The organism is Bradyrhizobium sp. McL0616 (genome assembly GCF_049993385.1).
In the GTDB taxonomy this organism is placed as follows: domain Bacteria; phylum Pseudomonadota; class Alphaproteobacteria; order Rhizobiales; family Xanthobacteraceae; genus Bradyrhizobium.
This window is the reverse complement of the sequence record NZ_CP188255.1, coordinates 8,559,993-8,585,241: the sequence shown is the minus strand read 5'-3', so window position 1 is coordinate 8,585,241 and position 25,249 is coordinate 8,559,993. Positions and strand designations below refer to the sequence as shown.

21 protein-coding genes are annotated in these 25,249 nt (G+C 63.6%); 11 read left to right on the top strand and 10 right to left on the bottom strand.

Features of this window, described 5'->3' with window-relative positions; translation table 11 throughout:
- Positions 1-71 precede the first annotated feature (71 nt).
- A complete protein-coding gene (locus ACPPVR_RS41325; protein WP_426612219.1) occupies positions 72-1,037 on the bottom strand; it encodes a sensor histidine kinase in 966 nt (321 codons plus the stop codon).
- Between the two features lie 194 nt (positions 1,038-1,231).
- Between ACPPVR_RS41325 and ACPPVR_RS41320 the strand changes: the two genes are divergently transcribed.
- Entirely contained in the window at positions 1,232-2,074 is an 843-nt protein-coding gene (locus tag ACPPVR_RS41320) for an SDR family NAD(P)-dependent oxidoreductase (protein ID WP_426612218.1), read from the top strand.
- 130 nt (positions 2,075-2,204) lie between these two features.
- Here ACPPVR_RS41320 and ACPPVR_RS41315 read toward each other — a convergent pair whose 3' ends face one another.
- The 3 genes from ACPPVR_RS41315 to sthA form a co-directional block, all read right to left on the bottom strand.
- A complete protein-coding gene (locus tag ACPPVR_RS41315; RefSeq protein WP_426612217.1) occupies positions 2,205-3,581 on the bottom strand; it encodes a cytochrome P450 in 1,377 nt (458 codons plus the stop codon).
- Between the two features lie 141 nt (positions 3,582-3,722).
- Positions 3,723-4,958: an LLM class flavin-dependent oxidoreductase gene (locus ACPPVR_RS41310; protein WP_426612216.1), complete on the bottom strand. Its 1,236-nt coding sequence runs from the start codon at positions 4,956-4,958 to the stop codon at positions 3,723-3,725.
- 263 nt (positions 4,959-5,221) lie between these two features.
- Complete coding sequence (gene sthA, locus ACPPVR_RS41305; protein ID WP_426616292.1) at positions 5,222-6,613, bottom strand: Si-specific NAD(P)(+) transhydrogenase; 1,392 nt, start codon at positions 6,611-6,613, stop codon at positions 5,222-5,224.
- A gap of 148 nt (positions 6,614-6,761) precedes the next feature.
- Between sthA and ACPPVR_RS41300 the strand changes: the two genes are divergently transcribed.
- Entirely contained in the window at positions 6,762-8,174 is a 1,413-nt protein-coding gene (locus ACPPVR_RS41300; protein ID WP_426612215.1) for an MFS transporter, read from the top strand.
- A 130-nt stretch (positions 8,175-8,304) separates the two neighbouring features.
- A complete protein-coding gene (locus ACPPVR_RS41295; RefSeq protein ID WP_426612214.1) occupies positions 8,305-9,501 on the top strand; it encodes an extracellular catalytic domain type 1 short-chain-length polyhydroxyalkanoate depolymerase in 1,197 nt (398 codons plus the stop codon).
- Position 9,502: 1 nt separating this feature from the next.
- Here ACPPVR_RS41295 and ACPPVR_RS41290 read toward each other — a convergent pair whose 3' ends face one another.
- Positions 9,503-9,808: a hypothetical protein gene (locus ACPPVR_RS41290; protein ID WP_426612213.1), complete on the bottom strand. Its 306-nt coding sequence runs from the start codon at positions 9,806-9,808 to the stop codon at positions 9,503-9,505.
- A gap of 142 nt (positions 9,809-9,950) precedes the next feature.
- Between ACPPVR_RS41290 and ACPPVR_RS41285 the strand changes: the two genes are divergently transcribed.
- A complete protein-coding gene (locus ACPPVR_RS41285) occupies positions 9,951-10,325 on the top strand; it encodes a winged helix-turn-helix transcriptional regulator (RefSeq protein WP_426612212.1) in 375 nt (124 codons plus the stop codon).
- Between the two features lie 3 nt (positions 10,326-10,328).
- Here ACPPVR_RS41285 and ACPPVR_RS41280 read toward each other — a convergent pair whose 3' ends face one another.
- Positions 10,329-11,000: an MBL fold metallo-hydrolase gene (locus ACPPVR_RS41280; RefSeq protein WP_426612211.1), complete on the bottom strand. Its 672-nt coding sequence runs from the start codon at positions 10,998-11,000 to the stop codon at positions 10,329-10,331.
- A 169-nt stretch (positions 11,001-11,169) separates the two neighbouring features.
- Between ACPPVR_RS41280 and ACPPVR_RS41275 the strand changes: the two genes are divergently transcribed.
- Together ACPPVR_RS41275 and ACPPVR_RS41270 are read left to right on the top strand one after the other, a co-directional pair.
- Entirely contained in the window at positions 11,170-12,771 is a 1,602-nt protein-coding gene (locus ACPPVR_RS41275; protein ID WP_426612210.1) for an alpha-amylase family glycosyl hydrolase, read from the top strand.
- A gap of 101 nt (positions 12,772-12,872) precedes the next feature.
- Positions 12,873-13,829, top strand: coding sequence for an IS481 family transposase (locus ACPPVR_RS41270; RefSeq protein WP_426612209.1), 957 nt, complete (start codon positions 12,873-12,875; stop codon positions 13,827-13,829).
- A 47-nt stretch (positions 13,830-13,876) separates the two neighbouring features.
- Here the strand turns inward: ACPPVR_RS41270 and ACPPVR_RS41265 are convergent, their stop codons facing one another.
- Positions 13,877-15,565, bottom strand: a complete 1,689-nt coding sequence (locus ACPPVR_RS41265) for an alpha-amylase family protein (protein WP_426612208.1) — start codon at positions 15,563-15,565, stop codon at positions 13,877-13,879.
- A 260-nt stretch (positions 15,566-15,825) separates the two neighbouring features.
- Between ACPPVR_RS41265 and ACPPVR_RS41260 the strand changes: the two genes are divergently transcribed.
- Positions 15,826-16,314: an MmcB family DNA repair protein gene (locus tag ACPPVR_RS41260; RefSeq protein ID WP_426616291.1), complete on the top strand. Its 489-nt coding sequence runs from the start codon at positions 15,826-15,828 to the stop codon at positions 16,312-16,314.
- Positions 16,315-16,463: 149 nt separating this feature from the next.
- Here ACPPVR_RS41260 and ACPPVR_RS41255 read toward each other — a convergent pair whose 3' ends face one another.
- Positions 16,464-17,018 (bottom strand): ActR/PrrA/RegA family redox response regulator transcription factor, encoded by a 555-nt coding sequence (locus tag ACPPVR_RS41255; RefSeq protein WP_426612207.1) that lies wholly within the window; start codon positions 17,016-17,018, stop codon positions 16,464-16,466.
- Between the two features lie 103 nt (positions 17,019-17,121).
- A complete protein-coding gene (locus ACPPVR_RS41250) occupies positions 17,122-18,432 on the bottom strand; it encodes an ActS/PrrB/RegB family redox-sensitive histidine kinase (protein WP_426612206.1) in 1,311 nt (436 codons plus the stop codon).
- 154 nt (positions 18,433-18,586) lie between these two features.
- Between ACPPVR_RS41250 and ACPPVR_RS41245 the strand changes: the two genes are divergently transcribed.
- The 4 genes from ACPPVR_RS41245 (at position 18,587) to ACPPVR_RS41230 (ending at position 22,711) form a co-directional block, all read left to right on the top strand.
- Positions 18,587-19,390: an ABC transporter ATP-binding protein gene (locus ACPPVR_RS41245; protein ID WP_426616290.1), complete on the top strand. Its 804-nt coding sequence runs from the start codon at positions 18,587-18,589 to the stop codon at positions 19,388-19,390.
- The gene (locus ACPPVR_RS41240; protein WP_426612205.1) at positions 19,387-20,205 is read left to right on the top strand and encodes an ABC transporter permease; all 819 of its coding nucleotides are present in this window, start codon (positions 19,387-19,389) and stop codon (positions 20,203-20,205) included. The genes ACPPVR_RS41245 and ACPPVR_RS41240 overlap by 4 nt, the downstream gene beginning before the upstream one ends.
- 120 nt (positions 20,206-20,325) lie before the next feature.
- A complete protein-coding gene (locus ACPPVR_RS41235) occupies positions 20,326-21,654 on the top strand; it encodes a polyhydroxyalkanoate depolymerase (RefSeq protein ID WP_426612204.1) in 1,329 nt (442 codons plus the stop codon).
- A 217-nt stretch (positions 21,655-21,871) separates the two neighbouring features.
- On the top strand, positions 21,872-22,711 hold the full coding sequence (locus ACPPVR_RS41230; protein WP_426612203.1) for a M48 family metallopeptidase: 840 nt from the start codon (positions 21,872-21,874) through the stop codon (positions 22,709-22,711).
- A 261-nt stretch (positions 22,712-22,972) separates the two neighbouring features.
- On the opposite strand, the gene ACPPVR_RS41225 is transcribed toward ACPPVR_RS41230, so the two are convergent.
- Entirely contained in the window at positions 22,973-25,198 is a 2,226-nt protein-coding gene (locus tag ACPPVR_RS41225) for a transglycosylase domain-containing protein (protein ID WP_426612202.1), read from the bottom strand.
- Positions 25,199-25,249: the final 51 nt, after the last annotated feature.

Below are 25,249 nucleotides of genomic sequence, written 5' to 3'. Positions count from 1 at the left end.
AAGGTCAACGGCGCTTGCGAAAGCAAGCGACGCGCGCGATCTGCTTTCGGTTGCAGCGAGGCTATCGCCGGCTATTCACTCTTGGGGATGCGGCATTGCATGATGCAATGCAGCCCGGTCTTCAGGTACGAGACCTCGGCCTTGCCGTCGAATGCGGATAGCGCGGACTTTAGCAGCTTGGTGCCGAAGCCGGGGTCCGAGATTTTGTCAATGATCGGCCCCTCGGTTTCGTCCCAGGTGATGGTCAGGCGGTCGTCGTTCACGGTCCATGACACCTGCAACAATCCCCGCGGGGCCGAGAACGCGCCGTACTTGCCGGCATTGGTGGCGAGCTCGTGAAACATCAGCGACAGCGTGACCGCGAGCTTCGGCGGCAGGAACAACCGGTCGCCGTTGAGGGTGAAGCGGACATGGCCGTAGGGGCCGAGCTCAGAGATCAGGAGATCGCGGATGTCGCAGCCGGCCTTGTCGATCCGCGAGATCAGATCGTCGGTCGCGGCCAGCGAGCGCAGCCGCGGATCGATCCGGGTCCAGACCTGCGGCTCGTCGTGCAGCACCTGGTGCAGCACGGCGTGCACGGTCGACAGCTTGTTCTTCAGCCGGTGCTGGAGCTCGTCGACCAGGAGCTTGCGATAGTCCTCTTCCTCGATCAGGCGCTTGGAGATCCGGCGCTGCTCCGTCAGCATCGTGCGATAATGCTCGACGCCCCAGATGGTGAGTGCAGAGACGCCCCAATAGAGCGTCAGCAGGGCGAACCGGGACCGATCGGCCAATGCATCGCCGAAATTCACGACGACGCCGAGCACGCCGCCGACCAGCGCCGTGATGATGCCGATCCGCAAGCCCCCGAACGCGGCGGCAAAGAACACGGCCGGGAAGTACGGCGTGAAGTAGACGTCGGGGCGCACATGCGCGAGCCCCCAGCGGGCCAGGGTCGCCATCAGCACGCAGGCCACCGCAAAGGCGATGCTCAGACCGAGCGTTGGCGGCGCCACGCCCTGCCAGCCCTTGCGGAATTCATCGATCAGCTTCCCCATGCGTAGCCCAGTTGCGATATGCGTCTAGAAATCGAGTGGCAGGTGAAGATGTTACGCATGTCGCTCGCGCAAGCAAAGCTTGCCTTGTCGGCGGCCGGAAGGAATAGTGACTGTCGCGGTGCCGACTGTCGCGGCGACGTCATCGGTTGGCGCTCGCCATTTGACATCAAATCGTTCGAAAACAGGGACATTCCATGGGCAGGCTGGACGGCAAGGTTGCGGTGATTACGGGTGCGACGAGCGGGATCGGATTGCGTACCGCAGAAGTCTTCGTTGCCGAAGGTGCCAAAATTGTGATCGCAGGCCGGCGCATACCGGAAGGCGAGGCACTGGCCAAGCAACTCGGCGACAACTGTGTTTTCCGCCAGACGGATGTGACCGTCGAAGGGCAGATGCAGGCGCTGATTGCGCTAGCAGTCGAGAAATTCGGCCGGATCGATTGCCTGTTCAACAATGCCGGTGGCCCGGCACAGACCGGCGGCATCGAAGGCCTCGAGGTCGAGCGCTTCGACGCCGCGATGGCGACGCTGGTGCGCAGCGTCATGCTCGGAATGAAGCACGCCGCGCCCTATATGAAGAAGCAGGGGGCCGGCAGCATCATCAACAATGGCAGCATCGCAGGCCGACTTGCGGGCTTCTCCTCGTCGGTCGTCTACGGCGCGGCCAAGGCGGCCGTGATCCATCTCACCAAATGCGTGGCGATGGAGCTCGGCGAGTCCAACGTGCGTGTCAACTCGATCTCGCCCGGCGCGATCGCGACCGGCATCTTTGGCAAGGCGCTGGGGCTGTCGACCGATGCGGCGGAGAAGACGCCGGCGGTGATGCGCGAGGTCTACAAGACCGCGCAGCCGATTCCGCGCGCCGGCATCCCTGACGACATCGCGCATGCCGCGGTGTTCCTGGCCAGCGACGAATCCAGCTTCATCAACGGCCACGATCTCGTCATCGACGGCGCCATCACCGGCGGCCGCAACTGGAGCCAGCAGCAGCAGGGCTATGTGGCCTTGCGCAAGGCATTCGATCAAGGGGCGGGGTAAGTCTCGTCATTGCGAGTGAGCTCGCGACAAAATTGCGAAGCAATTTTGCGCAGATGCGACGAAGCAATCCAGGCTGTTTCCGCAGAGGCAGTCTGGATTGCTTCGCTTGCGCTCGCAATGACGGCTTGGGCTACACCGCCTTCACATTCACCCTTAGCCCATCCCGCGGCTTCGGAATCGGCCACATCTGCCAATCCGGCTTGTAGCCGGGCTCCAGCGACACCTCGATGTTCTGCAAAAAGTGCCGTGCGAAGCACTTGGCCTGCATGTAGGCGAAGTGCAGGCCGAGGCACATATGCGCACCGCCGCCGAACGGCACCCAGGCGAAGCGGTGGCGGTTGCGCTGGGCTTCCTCGGTGAAGCGCGAGGGATCGAACCGATCGGGCTCCGGCCAGACGTCCTTCATGTGATGCGTGTAGAGCGGATTGACGCCGATCGCGGTGCCGGCGGGAATCATGAATCCCTTGAAGCTGAAATCGCGCATCGCACGGCGCGGCATCGACGGCACCGGCGGCTTGATCCGCAGCGCCTCCTTGAACGCCATCTCCGACAGCGTCATTTTTTCGAGATCGTCAAACCCGGTTGGCGCATCGGCCGCAAGCCCGAGCGCGAAAACTTCATCGCGCAGCTTGCCCTGCCAGTCGGGGTTCGCCGCGAGCTCGCCGATGAAGGAGGTCAGCGACGAGGTCAGCGTGTCGTGCGCCGCCATCATCAGAAAGCTAATATGATCGACGATATCCTGCTCGGAAAGCAGCGCGCCGTCCTCATGGGTGGCGCGGCAGAGGTGAGAGAACAGATCATCGCCGCCGTGATTGCCGCGGCGGAGCGGGATCTGCTCGCTGAAATAGGCGACGATGCGCTTGCGCCCGTTCACGCCGCGCGCCATCTGCGTGCCGGGCAGGGGGCGGCGGATCGGGGCGACGGCAGCCGCGACCATATCGACGAAGGCGCGGTTGATCTCGTCGACCTCCGGTCCGATGTCGGCGCCGAGGAAGGATGTTGCGGCGAGATCGAGCGTGAGCTGCTTCATCGCCGGATAAAGCTGCATCAGGCCGGGCTTCGCCTTCCACTGAGCCACCCGCGCGGCGATGCCGCGATCGAGATCGCTGAGATAGGATTTCATCGGCCCGGACTTGAATGCGACCGACAGCGCCTTGCGGTGCAGCCGGTGCTCGTCGAAATCGAGCAGCATCAGGCCGCGCGGAAACAGCAGCCCGAGCACCTTGTTCCAGCCATGGGTCGAGGAGAACAGCTTTTGCTGGTCGAACAGCACGAGCTCGTTGGCCTCGGGCCCGAGCAGCACGACATTGGTCTCGCCGAAGAGATGGGTACGGTAAACCGGGCCGTATCTGGCGCCGCTCTTTTCAATATGCCCCTTTGGATCGGCCAGCACTTGAAAAGTCTTGCCGATGATCGGCCAGCCCTCGTCGCCGGGGATATGCGTCAGCTCGTTGCGCTTGGGCGCCGTGAAGCTGAGCGCGGGCGAGGCCGCATTCTGCATCGACATGACGAATGCTCCGGTTAGCTGACCGAACAGGCGCGCGACGGCGGTATTGATGACGGCCCGCGCCGGGCTGATGAGGTCAGCATAGCACAGGCCGATATATGCTGCTTGTGAACGTCGCTACAAGCCTAACGACAATGGGGCCTACCGCTTCGCCGCTTCCTTCTGCAAATCGGGCGCGTTGACGGCTGGAATCGCGACGCGGCCGGGGCCGGTCACCTTCAACGCTTCGGCGGCCTTGTCGTTCTCCATGATCTTGGCCATCACGGCTTGCCCCGCGCGCTCGAAGATCGCGCGGTTCTCGATCACGAATTTTTGCGACTTGCGCAGCCCATCGATGTAGCCGTTGATCTCCGGCACGACATAGCGCGCCACCATGTCCCAGCTCCGGCGCGTGGCTTCCGGATTGGCCCAGTCGTGCACGAAACCGATGACCGCGCCGACGCCGCCCGACACCTGCATCACCTTCTTGATCATTTTGACGAGATCGTCGGGGGTGCCGATGACTGAGGCCGCGCCCTCGACGAAAGCGGTCTTGTCCACGGCCTCGTCGGGCGAGGCGAATGCGGTCAGCCCCGGCCGCTGCAACGTGCCGACATTATATTCGTTGTGCCAGCGCATCAGTCCGGCGCCGGCCTCACGGCGGGCCTGTTCGCGCGTTTCGGCAACATGCCAGGTCAGCAGCACGCGCCAGTTCGCGCGATCGACCTTGGTGCCGTGCTTCTTGGCGGCATCCTCGGCGAACTGCCATTGCTGTTGCAGCGACATCAGGCCCTGCGTCGTCATCGAACCGAGCGAGATGATGCCGATGCCATATTTGCCGGCGAGCGTCATGCCGGAAGGAGAGATCTGCGACGCCACCACGAACGGCATCTCTTCCTGCAACGGCAGGATCTGGAGTGCGGCGTCGTTCATGGTGAACCAGTCGCTCTTGGCGGTGACGCGCTCGCCGTTGAAGAGCCGGCGGATCACGCCGATCGCCTCGTCCTGGCGGTCACGCTGCGTCATCGGGTCGATGCCGAGCGTGTGCGCGTCAGATGCAAGTGCACCAGGACCGGAGCCGAAGATGGCGCGGCCGCCGGTCATGTGGTCGAGCTGCACCATGCGCTGCGCGACGTTGTAGGGATGATGATAGGGCAGCGACACCACGCCGGTGCCGAGCTTGATGCGCTTGGTGCGCTCGCCGGCCGCGGCGAGGAACATCTCGGGCGAGGCGATCATCTCCCAGCCTGACGAGTGATGTTCGCCGCACCAGAACTCGTCATAGCCGAGGCTATCCAACTGCTCGACCAGGTCGAGATCGCGCCGGAACTGGAGCATCGGATGCTCCCCGATCGGATGATGCGGGGCAAGGAAAGCTCCGAATTTCAGGCGCGCCATGACGTTTTCTCCGGCTGGATTTTTTGTTTGTTGAGGCGGCAAGGCTACGTGCTGATGGCACTGAACGCAATCGCGCGATGTCCCGCATGGCGGAATGCAGGCATGCGCTCAATTCTGGTCTCTTCGTTCTTGCGTGCAGACGCTTCCACGGCGTCATGGCCGGGCTTGTCCCGGCCATCCACGACCTTTGTCGCGCTACGAAGAACGTGGATGCCCGGGACAAGCCCGGGCATGACGAGAACTGGGCGGGGCGAGGTGGAGATTCACCGCGTCATCCTGTTCCACGCGTCGAGGCCGGCGATCTTGTACGCTTCCGCCAGCGTCGGATAGTTGAACGTGTTCTGGATGAAATAGTCGATCGTGCCTTTGAGATTGAGCACGGCCTGGCCGATATGGATCAGCTCGGTGGCGCCTTCGCCGAGGATGTGCACGCCGAGCAGGCGGCGGGTCTTGGTCGAGAAGATCATCTTCATCATGCCGCTGTTCAGGCCCATGATGTGGCCGCGCGAGGTCTCGCGGAAGCGCGCGATGCCGACCTCGTAGGGAATGCCGCGCGTCCGCACCTCTTCCTCGGTGAGGCCGGCGGTCGAGATCTCCGGCACCGAATAGATGCCGTAGGGAAAGAATTCCGGCGGCGCCATCGGCTCCATGCCGAGTGCGTGACAGGCCGCGACGCGGCCCTGCTCCATCGAGGTGGAAGCAAGGCTGGGAAAGCCGATCACATCGCCGGCGGCGTAAATATGCGGCACGCTGGTCTGCAAGGTCACGGGATCGACCGAGATCCGCCCGCGATGATCGACGACGATGCCGGCCGCCTCGAGGTTCAGGCGGTCGGTGGCGCCGACGCGCCCCGCCGCAAACAGCAGCATTTCCGTGGTGACGTGGCGCCCGTCGGACAAGTGCGTGACGATGCTGCCCTGCGCGGTCTTCTCGATCGAGTTGACCTTGGCGCCGAGCCGCAGCGCGACGTTGCGGTCGCGCAATTCGTGCATGAACTCGTCGATCAATTCCTTGTCGATGAAGTCGAGGAAGGTCGGCCGCGGCTCGATCAGCGTCACGGGCACGTCGAGCGCGCTGAAGATGGTGGCGTATTCGACGCCGATCACGCCGGCGCCGATCACGGCCAGGCTGCGCGGCAGCTTTGGCAGCTCGATGATCTCGTCGCTGTCGAGCACGGTCGCTCCGTCGAACGGCACGTAATCGGGCCGGAACGGCCGCGTGCCGCAGGCGATCAGGATGAAGGCGGCCGACACCACCTTGATCTCGCCGATGGGGCTGGTGATCTCGACCTCGTGCGGCGAGACCAGCCGCGCCTCGCCATTGGCGGTCCGCACCAGATTGCGGCTGAATTGATGTTCCAAAACCTCGACTTCGTGGTCGAGCGTCTTCTGGAGCCGGGTCATCAGATCGCTCGCCGCGATGTCCTGTTTCACCCGGTAGGAGCGGCCGTAGAAGCCGCGCTCGCGCCAACCGGAGAGATTCAGCACTGTTTCGCGCAGGGTCTTTGAGGGAATCGTGCCGGTGTGAACGGAGACGCCGCCGACCCGCCGGCCCTTCTCCACCACCATCACGGCCTTGCCGAGCTTGGCACACTGCACCGCGGCCCGGCGCCCCGATGGGCCCGAGCCGATCACCACCATGTCGTAATCGTACATCGGAAGACGTCCGAACCCCACGAGACCAGCGGGAACCGACATGCAGCAATCGGGCCAAGGGGACAAGTCCTACCTCTGAGGTAATCGCGCGAATGACGCCGATCTGAGAGCATCGGGCGCAAATAAATGCCGGAAGGTTCGCGGGCCGATGCATCAAACCGTCACAAAGCAAATCGATTCGTCCCGCCGCTGGTGGGTGCTGGCGATCGTCGTCGCCGCCCAGTTCATGTTCGGCGTCGACGCCTTCGTGGTGAATGTCGCCATTCCCACCATCGCGGTCGACCTGCACGCGACGCCGGCGCAGATCCAATCCGTCATCGCGATCTATTTGATCGCCTATGCGACGCTGGTCGTCACTGGTGGCCGCCTCGGCGACATCCACGGCACCAGGACCGTATTTCTGGCTGGCGTGCTCGGCTTCACCGCGACCTCGCTGTGGTGCGGGCTGGCGCACTCCGGCGCGGAGCTGATTGTCGCGCGGCTGGCGCAGGGCGCGACCGCCGCGCTGATGGTGCCGCAGGTGCTGGCGACGCTGCATCTGCTGTTCACCGATGGGTCGCGCGGCCGCGCCTTTGCCATCTACGGCATCGTGCTCGGGCTTGCGGGCGCCGCCGGCTTCCTGCTCGGCGGTCTCCTGGTGACGATCGATCTCGCCGGCACCGGCTGGCGCTCGGTGTTCTTCGTCAACGTGCCCTGCGGCCTCGTCATCGCGATGGCCGCGTGGCGCATCATGCCCTCGGTGCCGCGCCGGGCGGGCACGCGGCTCGACATCAAGGGCAGCGTCGTGCTGTTCGCGGGATTGTTATGCCTTATCGGGCCGCTGCTGTTCGGCCATGATGTCGGCTGGGCGCCGTGGCTGTGGGCGGTGATGGCGACCGGTGGTGCGATCCTCGCGGCATTCTTCAAGCTGGAGCATGCGGTCGCGCGCGCCGGCGGCATGCCGCTGATCGATCTGACACTGCTGGCGGACGCGGTCTTCCTGCGCGGTTTGGGCGCGGCGTTGTTTTTCTTCGTCGCCAATCTCTCGTTCTATCTGGTCATGACGCTGTTCATGCAGCGAGGCCTCAAAATTCCGCCGCTCGCAGCCGGCCTGGCCTTTATTCCGCTCGCGCTCGCTTTCGTCGTGGCGTCGCGCCACAGCGGAGCGCGGGCGCGGCATCGCGGCACCAAAGTGTTGATCGAGGGCTGCGCATTGCAGATTGTGGGCCTTGCAGCACTCGCGCTCATTGTGAGCTATGTCGATGCGCCGACACCGATCGCACTTGCACTCGTCATGATCATCTTCGGTTACGGGCAGGGGATGGTGATGGCGCCGCTCTCCGGCGCGGTGCTCTCGACCGTGAAGCCCGCCGCGGCGGGCTCAGCCTCCGGCATGTACGGCACGACGGCGCAGATCGGGAATGCGGCCGGAGTGGCCGCAATCGGCGCGGTATTCTTCGCGATCGAAGCTCTGCAATCAGTGCGCGCGGGCTTCGTCGTCTCGCTCGCACTGTTTGTGACATTAATCATGATCAGCGCCGCATTTCTGGCGTGGATGCGCCGCGCAGCTGCACCAAGTTGAGGCAGTGCGGTTAGTACGTGCGGATTCCCCGTGTATTTCTGGTAATGTAGAGCACACACACTTTTTATTTTGCAGTGCAGCAACTATCTGGTTTGGGTGACGTTGAAAGTCGCCCCACCAGGAGCTGCCGGTGTCGTTAACCAGAAATGTCGAACTCTTAAGACGTCTGCCAAAGCTGGACGGTTTGCGGCTGGACGGTTTGCGCTTTCCCGATCTCGGGCAGAGCGCCGATGCCTCCAGCCCGCTGGAGGAGGTCACGGACTTCGGCGGCAATCCCGGCGCCTTGCGCATGTTCGCGTTCGTGCCGGCGCAACTGCAGAAGCCGCGGGCGCTCGTCGTCGTGCTCCATGGTTGCGGCCAGACCGCAGCGGCTTACGATCTCGGCGCGGGATGGTCGACGCTGGCGCGGCACTACGGCTTTGCGCTGTTGATGCCCGAGCAGCAGCGCGCCAACAACGGCAACACCTGCTTCAACTGGTTCAATCCGGAAGACATCGCGCGGGGCAGCGGCGAGCCGCAGTCGATCCGCGAGATGATCGCGCACATGGTCGAGACGCACCGCATCGATCCCAGGCGCATCTTCATCACCGGTCTCTCCGCCGGCGGCGGCATGACGTCGGTGATGCTTGCGACCTATCCCGAAGTGTTTTCCGCCGGCGCGATCATCGCCGGCTTGCCTTACGGCATCGCGTCGAACCTGCGCGAGGCGCTCGACGGCATGTTTCATTCCCCCGTGCGGCCCGAACGTGAGCTCGGCGATTTCGTGCGGCGCGCCTCGAACCATCGCGGTCCCTGGCCGAAGATTTCGGTGTGGCACGGCAGCGCCGATCGTACCGTCAATCCCGGCAACGCCAACGAGATCGTCAAGCAGTGGCTCGACCTGCATGATCTGCCGGCCGTGCCGATGGCCGAGACCAATGTCGACGGCTATCCGCGCCAGGCCTGGTGGAACAAGGACGGCGAGACCCTGGTCGAGTCCTACGCCATCACCGACATGGCGCACGGCACGCCGCTCGGCCTCGCCGACAACGATCAGCGCTACGGCGTCGAAGGTGCGTTTTTGATCGAGGCCGGCATCTCCTCGTCCTATCACATCGCAAAATTCTTCGGCCTGACCGGCTGGATTCCGGATGCGGCGAAGAAGGCGGACGCAAAGTCCACTGTTGCGCCGACGCCGAAGCTGTCGCCCGCGCCGCATCTTGCGCGCTCGATTCGCTCTGCGGTCGCCGACGAGCCGCCGCACGAGCCGAAGCCGGAGAAATCTCGCCGCTTCGATCTCAACGAAATCATCACGCGCGCGCTGACCGCCGCGGGACTGATGAAGTAGCTCAGGCGGTCGCGTCGATGATTTCGATCGGCGTCACCGTCACCTCGCCGCCGGCGGCGACCTTCCGTGTCATCTCCGTATAGTGCTTGAAGAACTCGCGCGATTGCAGCGTTTTTTGCACGGCATCATCCGTGACGCTCGCGAGATGGAAGTAATGGCCGTCGTCGCGGTTCTTCAGGCAGCGATAGCTGAGCCGCCCCCTCAGCTCCGGATCATCGTTGATCGCCTTGATGAAGCGGCCGATCTCCTGGTGCCATGCTTCCGTCGTGCCATGCTTGAACTCGTATCGGATCATGAAGTGCTTCATGTGACGCTCCCTGTTCGTCATGTGCGCCATCATCTGCGCCTTGGGAGCGGTCCTGCAAGTATGGACAAAATTGATAGTATGGACTTTTTCGGCGCCGCTCCTATCCTCAGCTCAAGTTCGGCTAACGCATGGAGGAGACGACATGGCGAAAGCGAGAGCGATCCCGGCGCGCAGCTGCCCGGTCGCGGCGTTTCAAAAGATGATCAGCGGCAAATACAAGCTGCGCATCGTCTGGGACCTCAAGGACGGTCCGCGTCGCTATGGCGAGATCCGCAGCGGCCTGTTGCGCGGCATATCCGGTAGCGCCGAGATCACCCCGCGCGTGCTCAGCCGCGAATTGAAGGCGCTGACGCAAAGCGGCCTGATCGACCGCAAGGATTTTGGCGAGGTGCCGCCGAAGGTCGAGTATCGCCTGACCCGCAAGGGCAAGAGTTTTGTGCCGGTCGTCGCCGCGATCCGCGAATGGGGCGAGCGCAATCTCGATGCGACGGCGGCGCTTGCAGACGCCGCCGAATAAAACTCACATCTCGCCGGTGATGAACGGATTGGTCATCCGTTCCTGGCCGATGCTCGAGCCGGCGCCATGGCCGCAGATGAAGCCGACATCGTCGCCGAGCGGTAACAGCTTGGTCTTGATCGACTCGATCAGCGTTTCATGACTGCCGCCGGGCAGGTCGGTGCGCCCGACCGAGCCTGCGAACAAGACGTCGCCGACATGGGCGAAACGTAACTCCTTGTTGAAGAACACCACGCTGCCCGGCGAGTGGCCGGGGCAGTGCAAAATGTCGAACTGCAAGCCGCCGATCGACACGGTGTCGCCTTCGTCGAGCCAGCGGTCCGGCGCAAAGTTGCGCCCGCCGGTCATGCCGAAGCGCGCGCCGCTCTCGACCACGTTGTCGAGCAGGTATTTGTCGGCGAGGTGCGGGCCCTCGATCGGCACCTTCAGCGCATCGCGCAATTCGGCCGCGCCGCCGACATGGTCGATATGTCCGTGGGTCAGCCAGATCTTCTCCACGGTGACACCGGTCTGCTTGATCGCTTCCAGAATCTTCGGCACGTCGCCGCCGGGATCGATCACCACGGCCTTCTTGCCGGGCTCGTCCCAGATGATGGTGCAGTTCTGCTCGAACGCGGTCACGGGAACGATGATCGCGCCGGCCTTGGCTTGTTGGGTGTCGGTTTGCTCGGTCATGGCGTCACAATGCCGATTTTTGCTGCGCCGCCAAGCAAAATAGTCGTGTCGGCGCCGGGGAACAGCCGCTTCGACCGTCACACCGCCGTCCCAATTCGCTTGCTGGTTTGAACCGGGACGTTGCTTCCGCGTTTTCTGCGCGGGACGCAGATTTCAGGGTGGTTTTCCGATGGCTCAGGGCGGCGAGAACTGGTGGCGCGAGGGCATCTTCTATCAGATCTACCCGCGCTCGTTTCAGGACAGCGACGGCAACGGCGTCGGCGATCTCGCCGGCATTTTGCGGCGGCTGCCTTACGTGAAATCGCTCGGCGTCGACGCGATCTGGCTGTCGCCGATCTTCCCGTCGCCAATGGCCGATTTCGGCTACGACATCTCCGACTATACCGGCGTCGATCCGCTATTCGGCACGATGGGCGATTTTGATGCGCTGCTCGCGGCCGCCCATGACAACGGCCTGAGACTGATCCTCGACCTCGTGCCCAACCACACTTCGGATCAGCATCCCTGGTTCGTCGAGAGCCGGTCCTCGCGCGACAATCCCAAACGCGATTGGTACATCTGGCGCGATCCGGCGCCGGATGGCGGCGCGCCGAACAATTGGTTGTCCGAATTCGGCGGCAGCGCCTGGCAATTCGACGAGACCACGGGGCAATATTACTACCACGCCTTCCTCGCCCAGCAGCCGGACCTCAACTGGCGCAACCGGGACGTCCGCGCCGCGATCTACGACGTGATGCGGTTCTGGCTGGAAAAGGGCGTCGATGGCTTCCGCGTCGACGTGATCTGGCACCTGATCAAGGACGCCGAGTTTCGCGACAACCCGCCCAATCCTCTTTACGTCGAAGGCCGCCCGCCAAACGAAAAGATCCTGACGCAATATTCCACCGACCAGCCGGAGGTGTTTGACGTCATCGCCGAGATGCGGCGCGTTACCGATGCCTTTGGCGCCCGCGTGCTGATCGGCGAGGTCTATCTGCCGCTGCACCGGCTGATGGCCTATTACGGCAACGATCTCACCGGCGCGCAGATGCCGTTCAATTTCGCGCTGCTCTCGACCTTCTGGAGCGCGCGCTCGATCGAGACAATCATCGATGACTACGAGAAGGCGCTGCCGAAAGGCGCCTGGCCAAACTGGGTGCTCGGCAATCACGATCGCCCGCGCGTGGCAAGCCGCGTCGGCCCGGAGCAGGCCCGCGTCGCGGCCATGCTGCTGCTGACCTTGCGCGGCACACCGACGCTGTATTATGGCGACGAGATCGGCATGCATCAGCTCGCGATCTCCCCCGAGGACGTCCGCGATCCCTTCGAGAAGAACGTGCCCGGCATCGGCGTCGGTCGCGACGGCTGCCGCACGCCGATGCAGTGGGACTCGTCGAACTTCGGCGGCTTCTCGGAGGTCAGGCCGTGGCTGCCGCTGCCGGAGGATCACATCCACGAGAACGTCGTCAATCTCGAAGCCGACACGCGCTCGATCCTCACGCTTTACAAGCGTCTGATCGCCTTCCGGAAGGCCTGCCCGCCGCTGGTCACGGGCGACTATCACCCGATCGCGGCGCAGGGCGATCTCCTGATCTATCGCCGTGAGGCCGAGGGCAGGGCGGTGCTTGTCGTGCTCAATCTCGGCCCTGAACCGATCGCGGTGACCATTAGCGCGATCCGCTTCGGCAGCGAGATATTGCTGTCGACGTTCCTGGACCGCGAGGGAGAGCAGTTGGAGGGCGTGCTGGATCTGCGTGGCAATGAGGGCGTGATCATCGCGCCGCCGGCCTAGCCGTCGTCCCGGCCTAGGTGTGGTCTTTCAGGAGGTTGTCCATCTGGTCTGAACCGAGGAAGCTGAGGTTGCGAAGCTTCAGTGTTCCAAGGAGAGACCAGATGAACGTCCACAAGAATGCGCCTTTGACACCCAAAGGTCGAGAGGCGATGGTTCGAAGCGTGGTGGAGGGCGGGCTGAGCCAGGCCGACGCAGCTGACCTGTTCAACACGACACCGAAGACCGTCGCCAAGTGGGTCAAGCGCTTCCGCGCAGAAGGTGTGGAAGGGTTGCGTGATCGCTCCTCCAGACCCCATTCATCGCCGAGCCAAACCCCGCCAGCCACGTGCACGGTCATCGAGGCCTTGCGCCGGCAGCGCCACACCGGGAAGCAGATCGCAGCCGAGGTCGAGGTGTCGCCGGCCACCGTCAGCCGTGTCCTGCGCCGTTTGGGCTTGAACCGGATACGGGATCTGCAGCCGGCCGAGCCGGAACGCCGCTACGAGCGCGAGACCCCGGGCGAGATCATTCACATCGACATCAAAAAGCTCGGGCGTTTCCAGCGTGTCGGCCACCGCATCACCGGCGATCCGAGTGGTCCGAACAAGAGCCGCGGCGCCGGCTGGGATTTCGTCCACGTCTGCATTGACGACCATTCCCGCGTCGCCTTCTCCGAGATCAAGCCTGACGAGACGGCGGACAGCGCTGTTCCCTTTCTCAAGGCAGCTGTGGCCTATTACAAAAGCCTCGGCGTCACCGTTACGCGCGTCATGACCGACAATGGCAGTTGCTATCAGTCCTTCGCCTTCCGCGATGCTTGCGGGGACCTGGGCATCAAGCACATCCGCACCAAGCCTTACACGCCGAGAACAAACGGCAAGGCCGAGCGCTTCATCCAGACCGCACTTCGGGAATGGGCTTACGCCAAAGCGTATCCAACATCAGATCGGCGCGCCCAACAGCTGCCGATCTGGCTGCACCAATACAACTGGCACCGACCCCACGGTGGTATAAAATCTCAAACGCCGATCAGCAGGCTCGGTTTGACCGGGGACAACCTCTTGAGGCTCCACACCTAGGGCGCAATTGCGCCCTAGGCCGGGGCGACGACGGGGAGAGTGCCGGGCTACCCCGGATGCGCGTTGCTCTGGTCGATGTCACTCCGCTTCAGCAAATAATCCAGCCCGCCAACGCGGTACCAGCGATAGCCGTACGGCTCCAGCACGATGCGATGCTGGCCGCGCTTGTCGGCGTGGCTGTGGTCCTCCGCGAGCAGATTGATCAGGTGCTCGCCGGCATCGTCGCGCAGCCCTGCCGAGAACGCGATCTCGCGCGGCTTCTCGTCGAGATTGTGCACGAACAGCACGGAATTGTTGCGCCAGTCGTAGCGCATGATGAACACGGCGGGATCGCGCGTCGCGATGACAGCGAAATCGCCCCAGCCGATCTCGGGGACTTCCTTGCGCATGCGGACGATGCGCTCGGTCCAGTTCAGCATGGAGTTGGGATCGCGCCGCTGTTTGGCGACGTTGACGTGCTCGAAGCCGTAAGGGCCCTTGTCGATGACGGGGGATGCTGGCTTTTCGCTTTTGGTAAAGCCACCCTGCGGCTCGGTCGACCATTGCATCGGCGTCCGCGCGCAATTGCGCTCGGGCAGCGAGAGATCATCGCCCATCGCGATCTCGTCGCCGTAGCGGATGACAGGCGTTCCCGGCAGCGTGCACATCAGGCTGTAGGCAAGCTCGAGCCGCCGGCGGTCGCCGCCCAGCATCGGCGCGAGGCGGCGGCGGATGCCGCGGTCGTAGAGCTGCATGTTCTTGTCCGGACCGAAGCGCTCGAACACGGTATCGCGCTGCGCCTTGGTCAGGCGGCCGAGATCGAGCTCGTCGTGATTGCGCAGGAACAGGCCCCATTGCGCGGCGGCCGGCCGCGGCTTGGTCGCCTTCAGCGCCTTTGCCAGCGGACCCGAGTCGCCGGAGGCCAGTGCGTAGAACAGGTGCTGGTTGACCTGGAAATTGAACATCATGTGCATGCGGTCGCCATCGCCACCGAAATATTCCATGTCGGTATCCGGCAGCACATTGGCTTCGGCGAGGATGATGGCGTCGCCCTGCCGCCATTGCAGGAATTCGCGGAACGTGCGCAGCATGTCGTATTGTTCGACCGGCTTCTTCACCTTCGCGCCCTTGGTCGCGATCACGAAAGGCACCGCGTCCATCCGGAAGCCGGACACGCCGAGCTGGATCCAGAAACCCATGATCTTCAGGATTTCCGCCTGGACGTGCGGGTTCGAGGTGTTGAGATCGGGCTGGAAATCGTAGAAGCGGTGGAAGAACCAGGCACTGGCTTCCTTGTCGCGCGTCCAGGTCGATTTCTGCACGCCGGGAAACACCATGCCCTTGTTGGCGTTGGCCGGCTTCTTGTCCGACCACACATACCAGTCGCGATAGGGCGAGTTCTTGTCGCGCCGCGCCTCCTTGAACCAGTGATGCTGATCCGAGGTGTGGTTGACGACGAGATCGATGATGACGCGAATGCCGCGCTGCTTGCAGCCATGGGTGAATTCGACGAAATCGCCGAGCGTGCCGTAGCGCGGATCGACGCTGTAATGGTCGGCCACGTCGTAGCCGTCGTCGCGGCCGGGCGACATCTGGAACGGCATCAGCCAGATCGCCGTGACGCCGAGGCCATGGAGATAGTCGAGCCGGCGCAACAGGCCCTTGAAGTCGCCGACGCCGTCGCCGTTGGCGTCCATATAGGTGCCGACGGAGAGGCAATAGATGACGGCGTTCTTGTACCACAGATCGTCGATCATAGCGGGGCAGTCCTGTTCGGTCCGCCCGCGATCGTCGGCGGCTGCGTGATAAGTGCGAGGGGAAGGGGAGGTTCCCGCTTGTCGTCCCGGGGCGCGCGAAGCGCGAGCCCGGGACCCATAACCACAGGATTGGGTTTGGCGAAGACTCGTGGTGACCAGTCTCGCGCCGCAACTGCTTTTCGTGGCTATGGATTCCGGGCTCGCGCCAAGTGGCGCGCCCCGGAATGACGGGCGCAATGGAATCGGCTAATCTCTCCCCCATGGACAACCCCGCCCGCATCGCCCTGGTGCCGCCGCCGGATCGGCGTCAATCCGAAACGGCGCTCGCGATCGCGCGCGGCACGGCGCGGCTGCTCCGCTCGCTCGGCTTCACCTGCATCAGCGAATTGCCACTGCCGTCGGGCCGCCGCGCTGATCTCGTGGCATTGAACGAGCGCGGCGAGATCTGGATCGTCGAGATCAAATCATCGGTCGAGGATCTGCGCGCCGACCAGAAATGGCACGAATACCGCGCCCATTGCGACCGGCTGTTCTTCGCCTTCACGCAGGACCTGCCGTGCGAGATTTTTCCGCAAGACACCGGCCTGATCATCGCGGATGCCTATGGCGCGCATCTGCATTGCGAGGCGCCCGAGCACAAGCTCGCGGCCGCAACGCGCAAGCAGATGACGGTGCGCTTCGCGATGGCGGCGGCCTTGCGGATCAACCGGCTGGTTGATCCACAGGGGCATGCGGAGTTTTGGGAATAGCGGAAAGGTGCTTCCCCGTCATCCTGAGGTGCTCGCGTAGCGAGCCTCGAAGGAAGAACGGCCGAGATGCAGCCGGGCCGTCGCCCTTCGAGGGCCGCTGAAGAAGCGGCCACCTCAGGGTGACGCGGAGAAAGTTGCGATTGCCGAACTTACCGCGGCGCGCGCTTGGCCAAAATGCGCTGCAGCGTACGCCGGTGCATGTTCAGCCGCCGCGCCGTTTCCGAGACGTTGCGGTTGCACATCTCGTAGATGCGCTGGATATGTTCCCAGCGTACGCGGTCGGCCGACATCGGGTTCGCCGGCAGGTCGGACTTGTCCGCGCCGGTCGAAAGCAGTGCGGCGACGACGTCGTCGGCATCCGCGGGCTTCGAGAGATAATCGATCGCGCCCATCTTCACTGCGGTAACGGCAGTGGCGATGTTGCCATAGCCGGTCAGCACGATGGCGCGGGCTTCGGGGCGCTTCTTCTTCAGCGCGGAGACGACATCGAGACCATTGCCGTCGCCAAGCCGCAAATCGACCACTGCGAATGCGGGGGCGGACTTGCCGATCTGGGCGAGACCATCCGAAACAGTATCGCATGACGTCACCGAAAAGCCGCGTGTCTCCATGGCGCGCGACAAGCGCTCCAGGAACGGCTTGTCGTCCTCCACGATGAGGAGCGAGCGGTCGGTCTGTTCGTTCAGTTCGGCGATGGCGTTCAAGGTTTTGTCCTCTATCCTGCACATCTACATATGGCGTCGCAATCAGGCGGTGCCAAGGCCGCCAATAGTCGATCGGGCCTCACGTGCGACGCAAGGTCGCGGCCTATCCTATTGTTTCTTCAAAGGTCTCGATAGTCTCAAAACGCTCCCGCGGCCACGCGATCTGTACCACTGCACCGTGTTCCGGAAAGGTCCGATTGGTAAACGAGACCTTGGCGCCGGTGCGTTCGAGCAGCGTACGCGCGATGAACACGCCGAGCCCGAGGCCGCCGCCCGCATCCTGGGTGTGCCGCCGCGACAGATACGGCTCGCCGATTCGCTTCATGAGATCGGGCGGAATGCCCGGGCCGTCGTCGGAGATCACGATCTCGATCGTCTCATTGTTCCACCAGGCGTTGACCTCGACCGTGGTGCGGGCGAAATCGACCGCGTTTTCGACGATGTTGCCGACACCGTAAAGCACAGCCGGATTGCGCGACCCGACCGGTTCGGCCACAGCGGCGATCGCGATCCGCACCTTGATGTCGACGCCGAAATCGCGATGCGGCGCCACCACCTCCTCGATCAGCTCGGACAGCTTCATGCGGTCGAACGGCGCGCCGGTGGAGGAGAGCTGGGTGATCTTGCTCAAAATGTCGCGGCAGCGCTGGGTCTGCTCGCGCAGGGTTTTCAGATCGGCAGCGAAGACCGGCTCCTTCACGGTCTTTTCCAGCTCGCGCGAAATCAGGAAGATGGTCGCGAGCGGCGTGCCGAGCTCGTGCGCGGCAGCCGCGGCCAATCCGTCGAGCTGGGTCAGGTGCTGCTCGCGCGTCAGCACCAGTTCGGTCGCGGCCAGCGCGTCGGCAAGCTTGCGCGCTTCTTCGGTCACCTGGAACGAGTAGAGGCTGGTGACCCCGATCGCGAGCACGATCGAGAGCCAGACGCCGACGAGGTAGATCGGCGGCAGCACCACGGGATCTTCGGAATCCCAGGGCAGCGGCAGATGAAAGAAAAACAGGATCGAGGCGCAGGCCACGGCCAGAAGCCCGAGCGCGAAAGTCAGCCGGGCCGGCAAGGCGGTCGCCGAGATCAGCACGGGGGCGAGGAACAGGAACGAGAACGGGTTCTGCAATCCGCCGGTGAAGAACAGCAGCCCCGCCAGTTCGACGATGTTCAGTGCCAGCAGCCCGGCCGCCTGGATCGGCCCCAGCCGCTGCATCGGGTTGGTCACGGCTTGCAGCGCTAGATTGAGCGCCGCCGACAGGCCGATGATGCTGACGCAGGGAATGATCTCGACGTTGAACTCCAGCCCCTGCGCCACGATGAAGATCGCGGCGAGCTGGCCCAGCACCGCGAGCCAGCGCAGCCGCAGGATGGTGTCCAGGCGGATGTGTCGCTGCGAGGGACGGAAGTCGGAAGCGGCAGTCTCGGTCATCTCAACCAATCTAGCGGTGCGCGTGTCCGATCACAAACACGCTGGCCCACACGTTCCATGGGGGCAGGAGTCCCCGGCATCAACCCTTGTGACTTCAGGTCTTGTTACCTCAGGTCTTGCGCTGGACGGCGCAATGGCGGAAGAACGCCCCAGCATGACTGAGAACGACAATGCTTCAAGTCGGCCGACTGTCGCGGATGGCACTTCGTCCGCGGCCATCGAGGTCGACCGCCTCGTCAAGCTCTACAAGCAGACCCGCGCGGTCGACGGCATCTCCTTCTCGCTTCCCCGTGGCAGCATCACCGGGCTTTTGGGCGGCAACGGCGCCGGCAAGACCACCACCATCGCGATGATCATGGGCCTGGTGTTGCCGACCTCCGGCCGTGTGCAGGTCCTCGGCCATCGGATGCCGGAGGAAAGTGCCGCGGTGCTGGGGCGGATGAATTTCGAGAGCCCCTATGTCGACATGCCGATGCGGCTGACGGTGCGGCAGAATCTCACCATCTTCGGCAAGCTCTATGCGGTGAAGAATCTCGCCGACCGTATTACAAAACTGGCCGGCGAGCTTGATCTCACCGAATTCATCGACCGCGCCAACGGCAAGCTCTCGGCCGGGCAGAAGACCCGCGTCGCACTGGCCAAGGCGCTGATCAACCAGCCGGAGCTGCTGCTGCTGGACGAGCCGACCGCCTCGCTCGATCCCGACACCGCCGATTGGGTGCGGGCGCATCTGGAGCGCTATCGACGCGACAACAACGCCACGATCCTGCTGGCCTCGCACAATATGCTCGAGGTCGAGCGGCTCTGCGACCGCGTCATCATCATGAAGCGCGGCCGCGTCGAGGACGACGACACGCCCGAGTCCATCATGGCCCGCTACAACCGCACCACACTCGAGGAGGTCTTCCTGGACGTCGCGCGCGGCCGGGGGAACGGTGCGCAGAAGGCCGCGCGATGAGCGAGCTCGTCCTCCACCGCGGCATCTCCGTACAGCGCATCGGTGCGATGATCCTGCGCTATTGGTATCTGCTGATGTCGTCCTGGCCACGGCTGCTCGAGCTGCTGTACTGGCCGGCGCTCCAGATCATTACCTGGGGCTTCCTTCAGCATTACATCGCCCAGAACGCCAATTTCTTCGCGCGCGCCGGCGGCACGCTGATCGGCGCCGTCATCCTCTGGGACATCCTGTTCCGCGGGCAGCTCGGCTTCTCCATCTCGTTTTTGGAGGAGATGTGGGCGCGCAACCTCGGCAACCTCATGATGAGTCCGCTGAAGCCGATCGAGTTTCTGCTGTCGCTGATGGTGATGAGCATGATCCGGCTCGCGATCGGCGTCATCCCGATGACGCTGCTGGCGCTGGTGTTCTTTCACTTCAATATCTACAGCCTCGGCCTGCCGCTGATTGCCTTCTTCTGCAATCTGATCTTCACGAGCTGGTCGGTCGGCATCTTCGTGTCGGGTCTGGTATTGCGAAACGGGCTGGGCGCCGAGAGTATCGTCTGGACCCTGATGTTCGCGATCATGCCGCTCGCCTGCATCTACTATCCCGTCAGCGTTCTGCCGGGGTGGCTGCAATATGTCGCCTGGTCGCTGCCGCCGACTTACGTGTTCGAGGGCATGCGGGCCCTCTTGATCGAGCAAATCTTCAGGACCGATCTGATGCTGGCTGCGTTAGCCATCAATGCGGTGCTTCTGGTTGCTTCTTTTTGGGCATTCCTTGCCCTTTTGCGCAGCGCCAAAAAGCACGGCTCGCTGCTAGCGGGCGGCGAATAGCTCACTTTCCCGTGGATTCAGGCTGGTTTAACCACTTTGGCCACGTAGATGTACGGAACCATGCATTGACGCAATATTACGCATTCTGCAGTATGCTGCGATGCGAAGAGGGATTTGATCATGCCTATTGGTGAGTTTGGCGGCGCGCCGCCTTTGGCGGTTGAAGGCAGTCCGGTCCTGACCACGCCGATGTACTGGATGTACGAGATGGCACAGGCCTCTCTCAATCCGGCGCGCGCCGTCACTGACGCAACCAAGCTGCTGTTTCAGAATCCCCTGAATCCCTGGGCGCGCACCGAAGTCGGCAAGTCGGTGGCAGCTGCCTGCGAATTGTTCGAGCGCACCACGCGCCGCTATGGCAAGCCGGAATGGGGTCTCAACGACACCGAGGTCAACGGCATCCGCGTCCCCGTCGAGGTCCGCCCGGTCTGGGAAAAGCCGTTCTGCAAGCTGCTCTACTTCGATCGCAAGTTCACCCGTCCACTGCGCAGCCCGCAGCCGCGCGTGCTGATCGTGGCGCCGATGTCCGGCCATTACGCGACGCTGCTGCGTGGCACGGTCGAGGCCTTCCTGCCGGCGCATGAAGTCTACATCACCGATTGGGCCGATGCGCGCATGGTGCCGCTCAGCGAAGGCCGTTTCGATCTCGACGATTACATCGACTACGTCATCGAGATGCTGCACGTCCTTGGCGGCAACACCCATGTGATCGCGGTGTGCCAGCCCTCCGTTCCCGTCGTCGCCGCCGTCTCGATCATGGAAGCGCGGCGCGATCCGTTCGTGCCGACCTCGATGACGCTGATGGGCGGTCCGATCGACACGCGCCGCAATCCGACCGGCGTGAACAACCTCGCGCAGGAGCGCGGCATCGACTGGTTCCGCAACAACGTCATCACCAAGGTGCCGTTTCCGCATCCGGGCATGATGCGCGACGTCTATCCGGGATTCTTGCAGCTCAACGGCTTCATCAGCATGAATCTCGATCGGCACATGGACGCCCACAAGCAGCTCTTCGCCAATCTGGTGAAGGGCGACGGCGATCTCGTCGACAAGCATCGCGACTTCTACGACGAGTATCTGGCGGTGATGGATCTCTCCGCCGAATATTATCTGCAAACGGTCGACACCGTGTTCGTGAAGCATTCACTGCCGAAGGGCGAGATGACCCATCGTGGAACTCGGGTCGATCCCTCCAAGGTCACGCGCGTGGCGTTGATGACGGTCGAAGGCGAGAACGACGACATCTCGGGCATCGGTCAGACCGAAGCAACGCACGGATTGTGCAGCTCGATTCCGGATCATCGCCGTGTTCATTACGTCCAGAAGGGCGTCGGACATTACGGCGTGTTCAACGGCTCGCGCTTCAAGTCGGAAATCGTGCCGCGAATTCATGATTTCATGGTCTCCGCAGCGAATCTGAACGTAACCCAGGCGCTTGCGGCTGAATAACTGCATTTTTCGGCTTTCCCGCTGTGAATTCCGACCTTGCCAGAGGCTGTGGGAGGGTCTGGTTCTCGCCAGATTCGCGGTATTTAGGTAGCTTTATAGGAGTGAGTCCTCCCTCACCCCTTGGGGGAGCCGCATGCGTCCAGCGGGGGCGAAAAAACCGGGTTCCAACCCCAGTCTGTAGGGTCTCCCGGACGCCAGACCCCTGTATATTGGGCAAATGATTTGTTTTTGCGCCGAGCGCTTTCCCTGGCGGCGGTTATGGCAGAATCCGGGCGAACTCTTGCTCCCCGGACTGACAGACATGGCCACACGCGCACTCCTCTATCGTCGGCCCCACGAACCAAAGACCCTTCTGATCACCCATGGGTCGCAATTTTTCGCGATAAGGCTGCGCCGCCATCGCCGCGCGCGGCGTTATACGCTCAGAATTCATCCGAGTGATCGTGAAGCCATCCTCACCATGCCGCCGCGCGGCACGCTGGCCGAAGCAAAGGACTTCGCGCAGCGTCACGGCGCCTGGATCGCGGCACGTCTCGGTCGTTTGCCGAAGGCCGCACCGTTCCAGCCTGGCACAGTGATACCGCTCCGCGGCGTTCCCCACCGCATCGTTCATCGCGCCGGGACGCGCGGCACGGTGTGGACGGAGGTGCGCGATAGCGGCGAACGCATCATCTGCGTCGCGGGCGGCGTCGAACATGCCGACCGCCGCGTCCATGACTTCCTCAAGCGCGAGGCGCGCAGCGATCTCCAGCGCTCGGCGGAGGCCTACGCCGTCGAGCTCGGCGTCAAGGTCAAGCGTCTGTCGATCCGCGATCAGTCCAGCCGTTGGGGCTCCTGCACCTCGGCGGGCTCGCTGTCGTTCTCCTGGCGCCTGATCCTCGCGCCGCCCTACGTGCTCGACTATCTCGCCGCGCACGAGGTCGCCCATCTCGTCGAGATGAACCACTCGGCGCGGTTCTGGCGCGTGTGCGGAAAAGCCTGCCCGTCGATGGAGCGCGCCAAGAAGTGGCTCGATACGCACGGGAATGATCTGCACCGGTACGGGGTCGAGGATTAGGGCCTCGCTCGTCAGACATACTCGGTGTCGTCCCGGCGAAGGCCGGGCCTACGCCGGGACGACACCGAGGATGAGGTGAGTGCAGCGTATTTCGCGCGACTCTCGCATGTGCCGGGACGATTGCCCGGTACACCCGATTTCCCCCGCCACACCAAACCCTTCGAACAATCCACCGCGCACCCCGCCAGCACTCACCGTCTACTGTGCATGGGGTTGTTTTCGCGGTTTTTGTTGTGAGGTCGCAAAGACGGCCAGCCGCAGCTATCGATTCCCGCCGAACAGCCGGTCCATCAGCCAGCCGTCGAGCCCTGCCGCTGCTTGCGGCCGTACGTTGGCGCGGGTCGGCGGCGGGTGATAGCCGCCATTGCTGACCGGAGCCGGCGCCGGTCCCGGCGGTGCAGCTGTCGGTGTCGGCGCCGACACCTGCGATGATATCTGCACGAGGTTCGCCGGCCCCCAATTGCCTTGCGAGTTCGGCAGGGCTGCCACCGGCACGCCCTCGTGCGCTGTCTTCATGAAGCGGGACCAGACTTCCACCGGCAGGCCGCCGCCGGTCGCCTTCCTGGTCGGCGTATTGTCGTCATTGCCGAGCCAGACGCCGGTGACGAGGTTGGCGGTGTAGCCGATGAACCAGGCGTCGCGATAATCCTGGCTGGTGCCGGTCTTGCCGGCCGCCTGCCAGCCCGGGATCTCGGCCTTCTTGGCGGTGCCGGAGATCAGCGTCTCCCGCATCATCGCGTTCATCATCGCCACGTAGCGCGGCTCGATCACCTGGTTGTGCTCGTCCGCCTGGCGCATGTAGAGCAGCTTGCCGTCGAGCGTCTTGATCCGCGTCACCACATGCGGCGCGGCAATGTAGCCGCCATTGGCGAAGGGTGCATAGGCGCCGACCATCTCGACCACGGAAACTTCGGAAGTGCCGAGCGCGATCGAGGCGTTGGGCTCGAGCTTCGAGGAGATGCCGAGCCGGTGCGCGGTGCGCACCACGTTCTTCGGCCCGACCTCGAGGCCGAGGCGAATGGCGACCGTGTTGAGCGACATCGCCAGCGCCTGGGTCAGCGTCACCGAACCAAAGTATTCATGGGTGTAATTTTCGGGCTTCCAGCCCTTGACCTCGATCGGCGCGTCCTGGCGGACGCTGTCAGGCGTCAGCCCCTGTTCGAGCGCGGTCAGGTACACGAACGGCTTGAACGAGGAGCCCGGCTGGCGCTTCGCGGTCACCGCGCGATTGTATTGGCTGTCGGCATAGTTTCGGCCGCCGACCATGGCGCGCACCGCGCCGTCCGGCGTCATCGCCACCAGCGCGCCCTGGCTGACATTGAACTTCACGCTCTTGGCCGCGAGCTCGTCGATGATGGCGGCTTCCGCCACGCTCTGGAGCTTTGGATCGATCGTGGTCTCGACCGTGATGCTCTGGTCGATCTGGCCGACGAGGTCGTCCAGGACTTCGCCGATCCAGTCGGCGACATAGTTGACGGTGCCGGCGCCGACCGGCTTCACATTGTAGGAAGGATGGCCGATCGAGGCCTGCGCCTGTGCATCGGTGATGAACTTTGCATCCGCCATTGCCGTGAGCACGATTTGAGCGCGCGCTTCCGCGCCTTCCGGATTGCGGTTCGGCGCGAGCCGCGAGGGCGATTTGACGAGGCCAGCCAGCATCGCGGCTTCGGCAACCGTGACGTTCTTCGCCGGCTTGCCGAAATATTTCTGTGCGGCGGCTTCGACGCCATAGGCGCCGGAGCCGAAATAGACGCGGTTGAGATAGAGCTCCAAAATCTCGTTCTTGGAATGCTTGCGCTCCAGCCAGATCGCGAGCTCGGCCTCCTGCAGCTTGCGCTGCATGGTGCGCTCCTGGGTCAGGAACAGGTTTTTCGCGAGCTGCTGCGTCAGCGTCGAGCCGCCCTGCGACACGCCGCGATGGAGCACGTTGGTCACCGCCGCGCGCAAGATGCCGATCGGGTCGATGCCGAAATGCGAATAGAAGCGGCGGTCCTCGATGGCGATGAACGCCTTCGGCAGATAAGGCGGCAGGTCCTTCAGCGACACGTTGGCGCCGGCCATCTCGCCGCGCTGTGCCAGCATGCTGCCGTCCATGCCGACGATCTGGATCGTCGGCGGCCGCTTGGGGATCTCCAGCGACTGGATCGGCGGCAAATGGGCGCCAACCCAGACCACGACGCCGACCACGGCGATCACGCCCCACAGACTCAGCACCGCGCCCCAATAGACCAGGCGGCCGAGCCCGGCGCTGATGCGCGATTTCGATCTTCGCCTGGCGCCGCTGCGACTTGCCGGCGCTTTGGGCTCGCGCGGCGGCTCGTCGCCGGAATCCTCGCTTCGACGCTTGGCGGATGATTTCGCGGATTTTTTCGGCTTGTCCTCGGCGTTGGGGATGCGGTCGGCGACCGTCAGGCGCAGATCGGCGAGCGCCGCGGGCAAGCCGAACAACGGCTCCTTCCGCTTACCCTTTTTCTTTCCCAACCCCATACGCAAAACGCCCGGTCAGCCCGCCCCGCCGCACGCTAGCGGTGGCTGTTT